Source organism: Gammaproteobacteria bacterium (assembly GCA_030949385.1).
GTDB lineage: Bacteria > Pseudomonadota > Gammaproteobacteria > JAUZRS01 > JAUZRS01 > JAUZRS01.
This window is the reverse complement of record JAUZSP010000001.1, coordinates 209,366-224,182: the sequence shown is the minus strand read 5'-3', so window position 1 is coordinate 224,182 and position 14,817 is coordinate 209,366. Positions and strand designations below refer to the sequence as shown.

The following is a 14,817-nucleotide window of genomic DNA, read 5'->3' as shown; positions in this document are numbered from 1 at the left end:
AAGAGTGCTATGCATACTGATAGTATGGAATAAGATGTTGATGTAACATATTGTTTTGTATGTAAATTTTTATTTTTTACATTTAGTTTCTCATGGTTTTCTTATGGTTTTCTTATGGTTTTCTTATGGTTTTTTTGTTGAATGGGGTGGTTATGCTATTTTACTGAAAATAGTTGATAGGCATCATAATTAGATGTGGATTAACTTACTTTAATGAATTTAATTGTCATCCAAAGCTTAAACTGTGGGAAAAGGGCTGTGTTGTGACTTTGTAGCATAACGATGATGTTGGTTGAATGGAGTAATAAAAATTAAAGTCAGAAAGGTCACTGACTTTAATTTTAGAGAGCTTATTTCTTATCGTCGCTGTTAATCACCACTGTGCTGCCCTTACGCAAGCCCGTCACATACTCGGCCAATTTGCTGTTCAAGACGATCTTACGGATTTGATCCTTAACATCCTCAAACTTAGGTTTGGGGATGTCACGCACGTCTTCCAATAAGATGATGTGCCAGCCAAAACGAGTCTCTACCGGTGTCTCGCTGTACTCCCCTTTTTTCATGGTTTTCAGTGCAGCGGCGAAGGCAGGAACCATGGTTTTGGGGCGGAACCAACCGAGATCGCCGCCTTTGGTGCTGCTCGGGCCGATGGATTTCTCTTTGGCCATTTCAGCGAAATCTTTACCGCCTTTCAGATCTTTGATGATGCCATCTGCATCTTCTTTTTTCTTCACCAAAATATGGCGGGCTTTGAATTCGGTGCCTTCAATCTTGGCGACCTGTTTGTCGTACTCTTTTTGCAACTCGCTGTCGTCGGCTTTGACCGTTTTGAAGTGGGTTTGCACGGCGTGGTTGGCCATTAACACTGTGGTTTGATGGGCGATTTCAAGCTGGAGTTTGGCGTCTTTATCCAAGCCGGTTTTTTTGGCTTCTTGCTTTAAGATCTCCAGATTGATCAACTGCTCAAGAGCTTGTTTACGGTTGCTGCGCTGACCTTGAGCGGCTTGCTGGCTCAACTGGTAACTGACCATGGATTGGCTGATGTCGTGGCCGTTGACGGTGGCGGCGATGTCGTCGCTCTGCGCCAAGGCTGATCCAGCAGAAAGGGTTGCGCTGAGCAACAATGAGGTGATAAGGGAAGGGCGAAAAATGGCCATAAGTCTCTGTTTCCTTGATGTGCTGTTATGAGTAAAGGTTAATTTGGGAACACTTGTTTAAACGGTTTGACGCTCACCTGAGCGTAAACCCCAGCAGCTTGGTAGGGGTCACTGTCGGCCCAGCTTTGAGCTGTTTTGAGGGAGTCAAACTCCGCTACCACCAGACTGCCACTGAAACCGGCTTCGCCTGGATCGTTGCTGTCAATGTTGGGATGAGGGCCGGCTAACACCAAGCGCCCGGCCTCTTGCAAGCGTTGCAGCCGTGCCAGATGAGCGGGGCGGGCAGAGAGACGTTTTGCCAAACTGTTTGCTGTGTCGGTGCTGAGGATGGCGTAAAGCATTTATGAAATCTCCTTGTCGGTTGCCGATTTTTTTTGGGTTACTTTGCCGGTCTCCGCGTCTTCTTCGATGTAGCGGGTTAGATAAACGGCTTGGCCGATGATAAAAATAAAGGTCAATCCGAGCAGACCAAACAGTTTGAAGTTCACCCAAAGCGCCTCTTTGTCCCGTGCCACTTCGCATAAGTTCCGTGTGGTGTCGGAATAGCCGCTTTCACACTCCAATTTGTCGATCTGCGCTTGTTGAATCTCTGGCATTGCCGCTAATAGGGCGCGTTCGGCAGCGGCGTAATCTTGAGCAAAGTAGAGATTGGCCGCCCCTGAGAGCAAGAAAAAACCGATCCAGAGGCCGTTGAGGCGCTTCCAAACGGGCACTGGCAGTTCCAGCTGAGAGCCGAGCATACGCTGGATTAAGGATTTTTTGCCAATGAACTGGCTGCCAAAAAAAGCGACGGCAAACAGCCAATTGATCAGCGTTGGCTTCCACATAATAAAGGCTTTGTCGTGCAGCAGCAGAGTCAGCGTCCCCATGGTCAGGATGATGCCAAAGGAGATCAGGTGCATGTTTTCAAAACGACGGTGGCGCAGCCAGTAAAAGCCAACCTGAATGCAGGAGGCCACAATAGCTACGATGGTGGCGGTGTAGATGCCTTCCAGCTTGTAGGCAATGAAAAAAAGTAAAATAGGGAAAAAATCGTAGAGAAATTTCATGATCACATCTGCATAAAAATGGCCGCCCATCATAGCTTAAATTGATGAGAATGTGGTTTGCATATTGCGTTACCCGCTCTAACTTAGGAGGGAATGCTATGTTCATCGTGCAACAGAACTGCTTTACGGGCAAAATACGCCCCTTTCAGCGTGGAAAAGCCTTTATGAGCCAGTTCTTTGAAATTCACCCCACCCATCCGCAGCAAAGACTGCTGAAGCAGGCGGTGAAGATTATTCAGCAAGGTGGGGTGATCGCCTATCCCACCGACTCTTGTTACGCCTTGGGGTGTCACATTGGCGATAAATCGGCGGTGGAACGTATTCGTCGTATTCGTCAAGTGGACAGTAAACACAACTTCACTTTGGTTTGTCGAGATTTAGCAGAGATTTCAACCTACGCCAAGGTGGATAACTCTCTGTTTCGGCTATTAAAAGCCCATACGCCAGGGCCTTACACGTATATCTTGAAAGCCAGTAAAGAGGTGCCTAAGCGGCTGCTGCATCCGAAGCGTAAAACCATTGGTATTCGAGTCCCCGATCATGAGGTGACTCAAGCACTGTTGACGGAATTGGGTGAGCCGTTGATGAGCAGCACCTTACTGTTGCCTAACGAAGCGTTGCCCATGACCGATCCAGTGGAGATTCGTCAGCGGTTGGAGCATGAAGTGGATCTGGTGATTGATGGTGGTCACTGTGACCCAGAGCCGACCACGGTGGTGGGTTTGGAGAGCGGTGCTCCCGAGCTGTTGCGAGCGGGTAAGGGTGAGTTGGCGTGGTTGCTCGATTGAGTTTAGGGTGTGGCGAGTAGCTGGGTTTTGATTAACATGGCCATGTTTAAGGAACCACCACCGCGCCCCATTTTTGCTTTGATCTTGCTCAGGTGTTGGCAGACCTGAGCGTGGTAAGCCGCATCGCTGAGGAGTTTTTCGATCTCATCGGCAATCAGGTCGGCTTTGGCATCTTGTTGTAAAAATTCCTGCACCACGCGCTGACCAGCCACAATATTGGCCAAGCCAATGTAGGGGATTTTCATCAGACGACGGGCGATGGCAAAGCTGAGGGCGTTCACCTTATAGACAATGACCATCGGCACGCCGAGCAGTGCAATTTCCAGTGTGGCGGTACCGGAAGCGGTGATGACCGCATCGCAAGCGGTGATGGCATCGTGAGTTTGATTTTGCACAACTTGTATTTTTAAACCGCTTTGCTCGATCTGACTTTTCAATTGAGAGAGTTTGATGCTGCTGGCCAGCGGTAAAATAAAGTTCAGTTTGCCAAAGCGTTGTTGCAGCGATTGGGCGCTTTCTAACAACACCGGCAGCAGCCGTTCGATCTCGCTGTTACGACTGCCTGGCATGAGGCCGATGGTTTTATCGCTGTTGTCGAGCTGAAATTTTTGTTTGGCCTGTTGAGTTGTCAGCTCGGTTTTGACCTGATCGACCAAGGGGTGGCCAACAAACGTAACCGGCACGCTCGCTTGCTGGTAGATGGCCTCTTCAAAAGGAAACAGCACCGCGATGTGATCCACCGCAGCGGCGATCTGTTTCACTCTTCCGGCTCGCCACGCCCAGACCTGAGGGCTGATGTAGTGAATCACTTTGATGCCTCTGTCGCGAGCGAATTTGGCCAGCTTGAGATTAAAGCCCGGATAATCAACGGTGATGAGCAGATCAGGACGGCGCTCCTCAAGCACTTTTTCTAAGCTGTGGAGGTGGCGTATGATTTTGCGGTACTGCAACAGCACTTCCACAAGGCCCACCACCGACAGCTCGCGGCAATCGAGCAACAGCTCCATGCCCTCGGCGGCCAGCAGAGAGCCGCCCATGCCGTAACATTCCAGCTCAAGATCCAAGCCTTTTAGCTCAGCCAATAGATTTGCAGCGTGCAGGTCGCCAGAGGCTTCTCCGGCGGAGATCATCACCTTGTAGCTCAAGCGAGTCTGGCTCGAATTACGCCGCAGATCCGCTCGATCTTCTCTTGTTCCAATTCAGGATAAACCGGCAGTGAGAGGCAACGTGCCGCCACCGATTCACTCACTGGCAGGCTGGGCTGATCGTTAAAGACGCTCTGCTGGTGCAGCGGAATGGGGTAGTACACCGCACAGGAGATCTGCTGCGCTTGCAGGGCGGCCATGATCTCATCACGGCGGTCAGAAAGCAGAGTGTATTGATGATAGACGTGAGTGCCGATGCCGTCTTCAAAAGGAATCTCCAGCGGCAGACCGGCCAGACCGGCGGCGTAGGCTTTGGCCACTCGGCGGCGACCTTGGTTGTAGTCGTCCATGCGTTTCAGTTTGGGGCGTAAAATGGCCGCTTGCAATTCATCGAGGCGACTGTTGTAGCCAATCATGCTGTGGTGATAACGCTCTTCGCTGCCGTGGTTGCGCAGAACTTTGAGGCGTTCGGCGGTGGCATTGTCGTTGGTGGTGATGAGGCCGCCATCACCAAAACAGCCGAGGTTTTTGCTCGGGAAGAAGCTAAAACAGCCCGCTGCTGAGAGTGCGCCGGTATACTCACCGTTGATCTCTGCGCCAAAGGATTGGGCGCAATCTTCCACCACCAACAGATCGTGTTTGCTGGCTAAGGTGTTGATGGCCTGCATATCGACGGGTTGACCAAACAGATGCACCGGCAGCAGGGCGCGGGTTTTATCGCTGATGGCCGCTTCCACTTGGTTTAAGTCGAGGTTGAAGGTCTGTGGGTCGATGTCGACAAACACCGGCACGGCTCCCAAATAGCAGATCGCCTCGGCGGTGGCGATAAAGGTAAAGGTGCTGGTGATCACTTCGTCACCGGCTTGAATGCCCAGCGCCGCCAGTGCCAGATGCAGAGCGTCGGTGCCGGAAGCGCAGCCGATGGCGTGTTTGACCTTGAGATAATCGGCGGCCTCTTTTTCAAAGGCGTGCACGTTGGGGCCGAGGATAAAGTGACTGCTCTCCAGCACGCCTTGAATGTTGCTGTCGATCTCGTCTTTGATCGCAAGGTACTGGCCCTTGAGGTCTACCATGGGAATCATCTGCGCTCCTAGGGGATGGCTGGCAAAAATTGGGCTTATTCTCGCTGATCTGGGGGTGGGTTTCAAATGTTAAGGGATGTTATACATCGACGTGAGGGGCGAATCGTGTGTTCGCCCTGATTATGGGTCGTGGATTTAAACAGAGGAGTAACAGATGTACAACGACGATGATCTAAATTCAGCGGTGCAAGCGGGCATTTTCAGCCGCGATGCGGTGGCGGCGTTTCGCCAGCAGATGGATCAGCAGCGCAGCAGCAGCGCGGTGGATGAGGAGCAGTTTCGACTCATTGGGGGTTTCAATGACTTTTTTGTCGTTATTGCGTGTCTGTTGATGCTGGTGTCGGTGGGCTGGATCGGCAGTGAGGTGGAGTCGTGGTTGGGAGCGATGTTGGCGGCGGCCACCGCTTGGGGTTTGGCGGAGTATTTTATCCGTGTTCGGCGCATGGCGCTGCCCTCCATTGTCTTGCTGCTGACTTTTGTGGGCGGTGTTTCCATGACGGCGTTGCTGTTTTTGGCCAGCTTGGCGTGGTCTGAGGGCAATGATTCGCCGCTGGTGGCGCTGCTCAGTTGTTTGGCGGGCGCGTTGGCAGCGTGGTTACATTGGCGACGTTTTCAGGTGCCAATCACCGTGGCAGCGGGGGCGGTGACCTTGGTGGGTGCGGCGCTGTTTTTTCTGCTGGTGCTCTTTCCTGAGCTGAAAAACATCCTGTTGTTGCTGGTATTTGTTGCCGGTCTGCTGCTGTTTATCTTGGCCATGCAGTGGGATAGGTCTGATACGCTGCGTCAGACGCGCCGTTCCGATGTGGCGTTTTGGCTGCATCTGGCCGCTGCGCCGTTGTTGGTTCACCCTGTTTTTGCCTTGCTTGGGGTGTTGGAGCAGGAGGGCGGTGTGCTACAGGCGTTGTCGGTGGGGCTGTTGTATCTGTTGATTGCGCTGGTGTCGATCTCCATTGATCGCCGGGCGTTGATGGTCTCGGCCTTGGTCTATGTGCTGTACGCCATCACCTTGTTGTTGAGAGAATACGGTGTGGTGAGTTTGAGTTTTGCTTTTGCGGCCTTGACCATTGGCGGCGGTCTGCTGGTGTTGTCGGCCTTTTGGCACCGTTGTCGTGAGTGGGTTTTGCCGTTTTATCCTGAATCAGTCCGAGCCTGTTTTCCGGCGCTGAAGTAGGTTGGGTTAAGGCCAAAGGCCGCAACCCAACGGGATGAGGAGTTCATTAAAGGTGGTGATTTTTTTGAGTGGCGCGTTAAAAATGCCAAGCCAAAGCCGCACTGACAACATCATCACGACGCAAACTGTACAGTGGGCTGCCTTTATCCAGATTAATAAACCCACTGCCCTCAAGGGAAAGGGTGAAGGCTTCGCCTAAGCGCCGTGAACCTTGCAAGGTCAGGAGGGCTTCGCCGTTGTCCAGATCGTGCGTGAGCAAAAAGAGCAGTTGGCTACTGGCTTCGTCGTTGAGGGTCAGACGCACTCCGGCCATCAGGTCATTGGCAAACAGACTTTGCTTACGGCTGTCTTGCAACCACTCACTGATCAGAGTCAGATCCGTTGCACTCTCGAATAGACCGTAATAACTGTACTCGAATCCCAGCGCGCTGGCGTGGCTGTCGCCTTGATCTTGTTGGCGCTGCACCGCTTCGAGCTTCCACAACCACGCCTCTCGCACCCACTGCACCTCTAAACCCACCTGCTGGAGTTGAGCGTAATAGGGTGTCAGGCTTAGACCCGTGGGGCTGAACTGGGGCAAAAATTGCGGTGCTCGGTCGGTGCCGTTGAAATAAGAGAGCGCCAGCTCCCAGTCGTCGAGGCTGTGCGAATAACGCAGGGCGTAGTCGAGGTGTTGATCGCCATCACTGCTCTGATAACGCGCTTGCTCGCTTATGGGTGGTTCGGCGCGCAGCCGTCCCTTTTCACCGGCAAAGGTGCGCTCTCGAAAACCCGGCAGAAGGTACGCATCCAGCAGCCCCCAATCGCGTTCCAGAGAAAGGGCTAACATGGGTTGACCTAACTTGGCATCGCCGCGCAGCGATTCCAGCGTGTCGGTCTGATTGATGATGTCCACCAGATGCACCGCTTCTGTGACCCCCCAAAAGACTTTGCCCACCCCCGCTTTTAGCTCGACGGATTCACCGCTCCAACTGTAGAGCAGTTCGCGCAGGTCGGCGTGGCTGCGATTTTCGTCGCTGCTGTCAAGGCGGACAAAGGCACTGAAGTCCAGCAAGCCGTTGTCACCAACAGGGCTGCTGAAGTGCGGTTGCAGATAAAGTGAATTGTTGTGCTGATCCTGGGCGGCGAACTGGGGCGTATCAAAAAAGAGCCGTTGCTCAAGGCCAACTTGACCAAACCACTCCCCCCTGTGCGCTGTTCAATATTAAGCAGCCGAGCAGCAGCACGCCGGTTTTTTGCCATCTGTTCATATGTTATCTGGCTCGTTTGAGGCTGTTGCGGCTGAAATCTTTGGCTTTTAGGCCGGTTTTAAAACGGTAGTTGCTAAAGTGCAGGAGAGTGCTTTTGCCGCTTTGGTGGTTTTTCATCTGCAACTCATCGGCGCGCCAGAAGGTGTCCAGATAGAGTTGATAACCGCTGGCGGTGAGGGTTTTTATCAGGCTGTTTTTGCGGTCGTAAAAGTCCGTTTTCTGCATTCGGTAATGTTCTTTATCGAGCCAAACCACATGACGGCGATAACCGGATTTTTTGTCCACTGGGGTGCGTTCCAGCACGTAGGTTTCAACGCCGTTAAGGTTTTCGTCTCGCAGCCATTTGTGTTGGTACTTTTCCACCTCTTGGCTGGCGAGGTCTTCGTAGGCAAATTCGCTGCCCATAAACGGGCCGGATTTATTACTGGAGCTGATGCGTTTGATCCGCTTCAATGCAGGAAGATAGAGCCACTGTTCGTCGCTTTTCGTTTTGTGGGTGTAGGTGAGCATGGCGGTGCCTTTGACATCGCGGGGTTCGCTGAAAATGCTCATGGCTTTATCGCCATCGCCCTTTACCTCTAGGGTTTTGGTTTTGATCCGGCGGATGCTTTTTTGGCCGTGGCGGTTGCTCAGCTCCATTTCCAGATCGACGATCACGTCTTGAAAGCCGTTGTCGCGTTGATCAGCCTCTTGAGCGATCTCCAGACCGCGCTCTTCGGCGCTTTGGCTAAAGGCAGTCAGTGGGCTACAGAGCAGCAGGGTGCTGAAGATCAAAGGTGAGAGTTTCATAGGGTCGCTCCTGAGGTTTGTGGTGTTTGGGTTGAGCTGTTTTTGGTGCTGTTTTGGTGTTTTTTATCACTGCGATCGAGCAGCATCAGCAGTGGCGGCAAGCAGAAGACATCCAAGATCAGCGCAATGCTGATGGCCATTGCCGTGAGGATGCCCATGTCGGCGTTGAGTTTAAAGCCCGACAAAATCAGGGTGGAGAAGCCCAGCACCAAGACTACTGTGGTGATAACCAAAGCACGTCCGACGGTGTGAAAAGCATAACGTACCGCCTCTTCGGCGTTTTTGCCCAATTCGGTGCGGGCGCGTTGGTATTTGCTCAGAAAATGCACCGTGTCATCCACTACGATGCCGAGGGTCAGGGTGCCAACAATGGCCACCGTTAGACCCACTTCACCGACAAAAAAGCCCCAGATGCCAAAGGTCATCAGAGCGGGGAATAGATTTGGTACCAAACTGAGCAGCCCGAGGCGCAGGCTTTTCAGGGCGGCGATCAGCAGCAAAGAGATCATCATTAGCGCGATCAAGGTGCCACTCAACATCTGATCAATATTGGTTTTGCTGATGTTGCTGAACATCATCGAGATACTGGCACCGTGGGTCTGCATGGTTTTGGGGGCGTATTGCGCCAACCACGCACGGGCATGTGCATCGGTTTCGCGGATCTGTTTCGAGCTGGCACCGTTGACCAGTACGATCATACGGGTGGAGGATTTATCCACATTGATTTGGTCGTTGAGATCCAAGCCGTAAGGCAGGCTCATTTCGTACATCAGCAGATATTGCGCGGCCAATTCACGGTTTTCAGGGATTTTGTAAAACGCAGGGTCGTCGTTATGCAGGTTTTTATTCAATCGTTTGATGATGTCCGTCAGCACAGTGACGTGGGTGACGTAAGGCTGTTGACGATACCAGTTGGCGAATTCTTCGATTTTGGCCAGATAGGCGGGGCTGTTGATGCCGCTGGATTCACCGGAATCGAGGGCGTATTCGATGGTGTCCATCCCCGCCAGATTATCGCGGATAAAGTCGGCGGATTGGCGGATCTCATAACGCTGATCGAAATATTCGATAAAGTTGTCATCCAGCTCGATGCGGCTCATGCCCACCATGCTGATCAAAACCACGATTAGGCTGACGGGCAGCAGTACTTTGCGCCGCTTGATGACAAAATTGGCGACGCTATCAATGCTATTACTGCCTCGGTCGTTGCTTTTTTTCACTTTCATCGGCAACACCGCCATCAAGGAGGGCAGGGTTAAGAGGGCAAAAATCATCGCAGCCATTACCCCCATCGCCACAATATTACCCAGATCACGGAAGGGCGGTGCATCGGAGAAATTCATGCTCAAAAAACCGATGGCGGTGGTGAGGGAGGTCAAAATCAGCGGCTGAAAATTGATCCGCACCGACTCGACAATGGCCGCTTGTTTTGTCAGCCCTTTGCGCATCGCCACGGCGAAGGAGGTCAAGATGTGAATGCAGTCGGCCACCGCCAGAGTCAAAATTACCGTTGGTGCGTTAACGGAGCTGGCAGAAAGGGAGATGCCCAGCCAACCCGTTAACCCCAAGGCGGTGGAGGAGGAGATGGCGATGATAATCAGGGTGGCAAAAGTGCCCCAAACGCTGCGCAACAGCAATGCCATGGTGATGAGCAAAATGCCGTACATCAAGGGCAGCAGGGTTGCGCCATCCTCTTGGCTCACCTCTTGGAAGGCGTTGCCAAACATGATGCCTCCGGCGAGGTGCAGAGTGATGTCGGGGTATTTGGCTTCGATTTCTGTTTTCAGTTGGCGGGTGAAGCTGGCAATTTCTGCTATGGCGGTTTTGGATTTTTTCGGTTTCAGCACATTGATGTTGATGGCGGTGACGGAGCCGTCAACAGAGATCAGGTTTTTTACCAGCAGCGGTTCTGAGAGGGCGATCTGTTTGATGCGCTCGATCTCTGCGTCGCTCAGATCCTGCGGGTTTTGGTACAGATCTTCGACGATCAGGTCGTCGCTTTCACTGTAGCTGTGTTGAAAATTGCTCAGTGAGCCAACACGGCTGGAGTAAGGAGTGAACCAGGCGCGTTCGGTGATCTCTTGTACCGCTTGCAAGGTGCTGCGGGTAAAGACGTTGCCGTCTTTGGGAGCCACTGCAATCAGCACGTTTTCGTTTTCGCTGAAGGTGTTTTCTAATGCTTCCAAGGCGAGCAGTTGCGGATTTTGTTTGCTGAAATAAACGCGGTTGTCGTTGTTAAAGGAGAGCTGGCCAATGCCGGTACCGGTGGCGATGACGATCAGCAGAGTGGCGAGCAAAATCCACCAACGTTGGGCGATGACCCAGTTGGCGAAGTGACGTTCAAAAGCGTCCATAATCTGTTCCTGTTTGCGCGATGACGAAGCAGGAATTTTAGGCTAAAAAAGAGTGATGGGCTATCACCCGAAGGGGTGATTTTTGGATGGAGAGGAGAGAGCTAAGGTTACTCAGTTTTAATCTCGTGTAGGTAATGCAAAGGCGACTTGATGTGTGGCGAGGGATGGGGCTTATAACAGGCTTGTCAGCAGTGGGGCGATTTCCACCACGATCACCAAACCGACCATCCACTTGATCAGCATCAGTTCTTTTTCTACTCGATGAATATCGGCTTTGGTGGAGAGTTGGGATTCGACGGTCTCGGAAAATAGCTCAGCGAGAGCGGCTGCTTCCGCTTCGGCGTGCTGTTCGGATATGCCCGCATCTTTAAGACGATGGGCAAATTTTAGGGTATCAAAAGTGACGGTGCTCATGCTGCTAAGGGTAACGGGGAGATAAATTTCCGTCAAGGCAGTCTCAATGCCGAGTCGTACGATGACCGTAACTTTGCGATTGTGGATGAGATTGGGTGTGATGTCCGTGGCCATGACCGTAACCGTGATGAGGTTTAAGAAGGCGGTGACAGCCGCTGCTGAGTAACATAATGCTGAGCAAGGTGATGAGGGTGAATAATTTCATGCTGTTTTCTCCTGATGTTGGCGCAGAGCAACTAAAGCCGCCAATAACAAAATCAAGCCGATAGGCAAGTTGCCACTGCCGTAACTGTAGCTGCTGTAGCCCGTGTCGTAAAAGGTTGGGCTGTCGTAACTGCGATCTTCCAGTGGAATGGCGAGTAGGTTGGCATCATCCAGAGCACTGTAGCTGGTCACTAATTCATCCCAAGTGGCATCGTAGAGGTCGATGAGCAGATCGTAATGGCCGGGAAGATAACCGTCTGTGAGCTCGGTCACCACTTCGTAATTGTCAAAGACGCTGCTGTTGTTGATCTGAAATACCTCGGTGGTGAAGTAGTGATTCCACGGGCCGCCTTCGTAGCTGAGGTACAGCTCCGCGTAGACGGGAGCCGAGCCGAAACTGACATCGGCATCAAAGGTGAGGCTGAAGTTGTGATAAAAACCGTCGAAGTCGTCATCTACTTCCAGATAAACCTGTGCATCAAAGACATGGAAAATCTGTGGATTGAGCAGATGATTACGCTGCTGTTTTTTCGGTTGCAGACGTTTGCCGTGCTGTTTCAGGCTGGGCTGTGTTTCCGCCGTCATCAACTCCAAAGCAAAACGTGCGTCCGGCAGTGCTTCTGATTGCAGGCTGCCGATGGATTTGCTTTGCCGTTCTGAGGTTGTTTCGCTGCTCCAGCCATTGAAGCTGATGCTCAGCAGCAGAAGGGAGATCAGTTTTAGCGTGATGGCTTTCATAGCGGCCTGTTCCTAATGGTGACGAGGACGAGGGTTGTGTTGACGGTGCTGGCGACGATGGCCGTTGTGCTGTTTTTTATGCTGCCGGTAGTTGTGTCGGTTGTAATGATGGCCGTAATGAATCTGGGGTAGATAAAAAAACGGCTCAATAATGATCTGGAATGGCGAGTGATCGGCATGGCGATGCTGATATTGATGATGGTCTGAGTGCAGTTGGTGGGCTTGGCCGTTAATGGGTAAGGCCATTAGGCTCAGGCTGGCGGTGAGTAACAAGATTTTAATTTTCATTAGGTGAACTCCGTCTCTGTTTTTCGTTGTTGCTTACATTGAGAATAGTATGCAGAGACGTAGCTGAACGGGGGCTGAATGGATTGGGTCGCTGTGTTTGGACTTTACAGTTGTTTTAAGCGCTCCGTGATGTTGTCATCTCCTTGCAGCGGTGTTTCACAAGCAAAACCCTGACAGAGGTAAAGTGTGGTCTCTTTTGCCAAAATCTGTTGTTGAGTGAAGGGGGCAAAATCGTGCATCTGTTGTTGGTTGTTTTGCTCAACGGCCAAGCAGAGTGTGTGAGGCAGAAATGTTTTTTTCAGCGGTTTTAGCAGTTCGGGGTCGATCTGCTGGCCACTGAGCACTACGGTTTGCGTTGGCCCTTGGTAAAGATCGTGGGCGGTGAGCAGAAAGGCGTGACCGGCGGGGTAGCGGTTCAGCTCTTGAGCGGCGGATTGTTGCAGTTGTTCTAAATAACCCTGCCATTTTTCCTCGCCGCTGAGGTGGTACAAGGTGGCCAGATTATGCGCCATGACCGAATTGCCGCTGGGAATCGCGCCATCGTGCAACGCTTTGGGGCGCATCACCAAGGTGCTTTTTGCGCTGGTGACAAAAAAACCACCGTGTTCGTTATCCCAAAATTGCTCTAAGGCAATCTCTTGCCAGCGCAGCGCGTGCGTTAGGTGGTCGCTGTTGAGGCTGGCTTGATGCAGCTCCAGCGCGGCCCAGATCATAAAAGCGTAGTCGTCCAGATGAGCGGGCAGCCCAGCTTGATCGTTGCGGAAGCGTTTTTTCAGCTGGCCGTCGGCGTGGCTGAGGTGGTTTAAAACAAAGGCAAAGGCCTTTTCCGCCTGTTGTAAAAACCGTGGCTCGCCAAGCAGCACCGAGGAACGTGCCAAGGCGGCGATCATCAAACCGTTCCAGTCGGTGAGGATTTTGTCGTCTTTCAGCGGCGGGATGCGTTTTTGTCGTTGTTGGTAGAGTTTTTCTCGCAGCGGCTGCCAGCGCTGCTGATCCGCTTCGCTCAAGGGTTGACGTAGGTGGGGAATGTTGTTGCCGTTTTTCTGTCGGCTGCTTTCGTCGAGAAAGTTGCCTTCGGTGTTGATTTGAAAGGTGGTTTTAAACCAGTTTCGTTCGTCGTCGTTGAGGCACTCTTGTAATTCGGCTGTATTCCAGATGTAAAACTTGCCTTCTTCGCCTTCGCTGTCAGCGTCTTCGGCGCTGTAAAAACCGCCTTCGGGGTGCTGCATTCGCTGCATCAGGTAACTTAAGATTTCTTCACTCACGTTCTGATAGAAGGGGGTGTGGGTGGCGGCGTAGGTTTCGCTGTAGGCAAGCATCAGCATCGCTTGGTCGTAGAGCATTTTTTCAAAATGGGGCAGTAACCATTGGTCGTCGGTGCTGTAACGATGAAACCCCAAACCAATTTGATCAAACAGGCCACCCAGACGCATGGCGGTGAGGCTTTTTTCTACCATCGCCAGTGCGGCAGGTTCGTCATTGCGCTGCGAGTACCGCAGCAGAAAGAGGTATTGGTGTGGTGAGGGAAATTTGGGCGCGTGACCAAAACCGCCCAGCTCGGGGTCGTAGTTATTTTTCAGTTGTTGAAAGGCGTTTTGCAGCAGTTGGGGTGAGAGGCTGCCACCTTGGTCTGCTGTTTTTTGTTGCAATTGTTGGGTGAAATTAAGGGCTTTTTTGAGCGTTTCTTGACGATCTTGCTGCCAAGCGTGGGCTATTTTGGGCAGCAGTTCCATCATGCCGATGCGCCGATAGCGGTTGTGCTTGGGAAAATAGGTACCGGCAAACAGCGGGTGACCGTCAGCGGTTAAAAAACAGTTCAGTGGCCAGCCGCCTTGGCCCGTCATCGCTTGGCAGGCGCTCATGTAGATCTGGTCGATGTCGGGGCGCTCTTCTCGATCCACTTTGATGGCGATGCAGTGTTGATTGATCAGCGCGGCTACTTCGTCATCTTCAAAGGATTCGTGTTCCATCACATGGCACCAGTGGCAGGTGGCGTAACCGACGGAGAGGAAAACCAATTTGTCTTCAGTGCGCGCTTTGTCAAAGGCGGCATCGCCCCACGGGTGCCAATCAACGGGGTTGGCGGCGTGTTGCAGCAGATAAGGGCTGGCTTCAAATACCAGACGATTCCAGTTTTCACCACCGTCTTCGGGTAGGGTTTTTAGGGTCTGGGCATCGGGCAGAGTGGGGCGGTTTGAGCTTGGCATGAGACTCCTTTGGCGGCTAAAAAGTGAGCGTTTTGTAACCAATTTGTGTAAGCTGCGTAAGGATAACAAGTTCGACATGGTGCGTCAGTTTACTCTGTTTATTCAGGAATTAGTAAGCATGTTCACTTTATAGTGGTGCGATGATGGGCGCTGTGTCGAGATTTAAATCATCAGGGAGTGT

General features: G+C 52.1%; 15 protein-coding genes. 2 read left to right on the top strand and 13 right to left on the bottom strand.

Translation table 11 applies throughout. From position 1 onward, the window contains the following. Positions 1-350: 350 nt before the first annotated feature. The 3 genes from Q9O24_01040 to Q9O24_01030 are packed head-to-tail and all read right to left on the bottom strand — an operon-like array spanning position 351 to position 2,206. On the bottom strand, positions 351-1,157 hold the full coding sequence (locus Q9O24_01040; GenBank protein ID MDQ7073759.1) for a peptidylprolyl isomerase: 807 nt from the start codon (positions 1,155-1,157) through the stop codon (positions 351-353). Positions 1,158-1,195: 38 nt separating this feature from the next. Then, the gene (locus tag Q9O24_01035; GenBank protein MDQ7073758.1) at positions 1,196-1,498 is read right to left on the bottom strand and encodes a YciI family protein; all 303 of its coding nucleotides are present in this window, start codon (positions 1,496-1,498) and stop codon (positions 1,196-1,198) included. Continuing rightward, positions 1,499-2,206, bottom strand: a complete 708-nt coding sequence (locus Q9O24_01030) for a septation protein A (GenBank protein ID MDQ7073757.1) — start codon at positions 2,204-2,206, stop codon at positions 1,499-1,501. Between the two features lie 164 nt (positions 2,207-2,370). On the opposite strand from Q9O24_01030, the gene Q9O24_01025 reads away from it, so the two are divergent. Beyond that, on the top strand, positions 2,371-2,994 hold the full coding sequence (locus Q9O24_01025; GenBank protein MDQ7073756.1) for an L-threonylcarbamoyladenylate synthase: 624 nt from the start codon (positions 2,371-2,373) through the stop codon (positions 2,992-2,994). Positions 2,995-2,996: 2 nt separating this feature from the next. Here Q9O24_01025 and lpxB read toward each other — a convergent pair whose 3' ends face one another. Then, a complete protein-coding gene (gene lpxB / locus Q9O24_01020) occupies positions 2,997-4,139 on the bottom strand; it encodes a lipid-A-disaccharide synthase (GenBank protein MDQ7073755.1) in 1,143 nt (380 codons plus the stop codon). Continuing rightward, positions 4,136-5,221, bottom strand: coding sequence for a DegT/DnrJ/EryC1/StrS family aminotransferase (locus tag Q9O24_01015; protein ID MDQ7073754.1), 1,086 nt, complete (start codon positions 5,219-5,221; stop codon positions 4,136-4,138). Before Q9O24_01015 ends, lpxB begins: the two co-directional genes overlap by 4 nt. Positions 5,222-5,375: 154 nt before the next feature. On the opposite strand from Q9O24_01015, the gene Q9O24_01010 reads away from it, so the two are divergent. Continuing rightward, positions 5,376-6,392 carry a hypothetical protein gene (locus Q9O24_01010; GenBank protein ID MDQ7073753.1) on the top strand — a complete coding sequence of 339 codons (1,017 nt, stop codon included), beginning with the start codon at positions 5,376-5,378 and terminating at the stop codon, positions 6,390-6,392. Positions 6,393-6,468: 76 nt separating this feature from the next. On the opposite strand, the gene Q9O24_01005 is transcribed toward Q9O24_01010, so the two are convergent. The 8 genes from Q9O24_01005 to Q9O24_00970 all read right to left on the bottom strand — a co-directional run bounded on the left by Q9O24_01005 (position 6,469) and on the right by Q9O24_00970 (position 14,636). Further along, the gene (locus Q9O24_01005; GenBank protein ID MDQ7073752.1) at positions 6,469-7,446 is read right to left on the bottom strand and encodes a hypothetical protein; all 978 of its coding nucleotides are present in this window, start codon (positions 7,444-7,446) and stop codon (positions 6,469-6,471) included. A gap of 199 nt (positions 7,447-7,645) precedes the next feature. Continuing rightward, positions 7,646-8,431, bottom strand: coding sequence for an outer membrane lipoprotein-sorting protein (locus Q9O24_01000; GenBank protein MDQ7073751.1), 786 nt, complete (start codon positions 8,429-8,431; stop codon positions 7,646-7,648). Beyond that, positions 8,428-10,785 carry an efflux RND transporter permease subunit gene (locus tag Q9O24_00995; GenBank protein ID MDQ7073750.1) on the bottom strand — a complete coding sequence of 786 codons (2,358 nt, stop codon included), beginning with the start codon at positions 10,783-10,785 and terminating at the stop codon, positions 8,428-8,430. The genes Q9O24_01000 and Q9O24_00995 overlap by 4 nt, the downstream gene beginning before the upstream one ends. 171 nt (positions 10,786-10,956) lie before the next feature. Beyond that, the gene (locus Q9O24_00990; GenBank protein MDQ7073749.1) at positions 10,957-11,235 is read right to left on the bottom strand and encodes a DUF1640 domain-containing protein; all 279 of its coding nucleotides are present in this window, start codon (positions 11,233-11,235) and stop codon (positions 10,957-10,959) included. Between the two features lie 7 nt (positions 11,236-11,242). After that, the gene (locus Q9O24_00985) at positions 11,243-11,404 is read right to left on the bottom strand and encodes a hypothetical protein (GenBank protein MDQ7073748.1); all 162 of its coding nucleotides are present in this window, start codon (positions 11,402-11,404) and stop codon (positions 11,243-11,245) included. After that, complete coding sequence (locus tag Q9O24_00980) at positions 11,401-12,141, bottom strand: choice-of-anchor H family protein (GenBank protein MDQ7073747.1); 741 nt, start codon at positions 12,139-12,141, stop codon at positions 11,401-11,403. Before Q9O24_00980 ends, Q9O24_00985 begins: the two co-directional genes overlap by 4 nt. Positions 12,142-12,153: 12 nt before the next feature. Next, the gene (locus Q9O24_00975) at positions 12,154-12,429 is read right to left on the bottom strand and encodes a hypothetical protein (protein ID MDQ7073746.1); all 276 of its coding nucleotides are present in this window, start codon (positions 12,427-12,429) and stop codon (positions 12,154-12,156) included. A 104-nt stretch (positions 12,430-12,533) separates the two neighbouring features. Further along, on the bottom strand, positions 12,534-14,636 hold the full coding sequence (locus tag Q9O24_00970) for a thioredoxin domain-containing protein (protein ID MDQ7073745.1): 2,103 nt from the start codon (positions 14,634-14,636) through the stop codon (positions 12,534-12,536). Positions 14,637-14,817 lie beyond the last annotated feature (181 nt).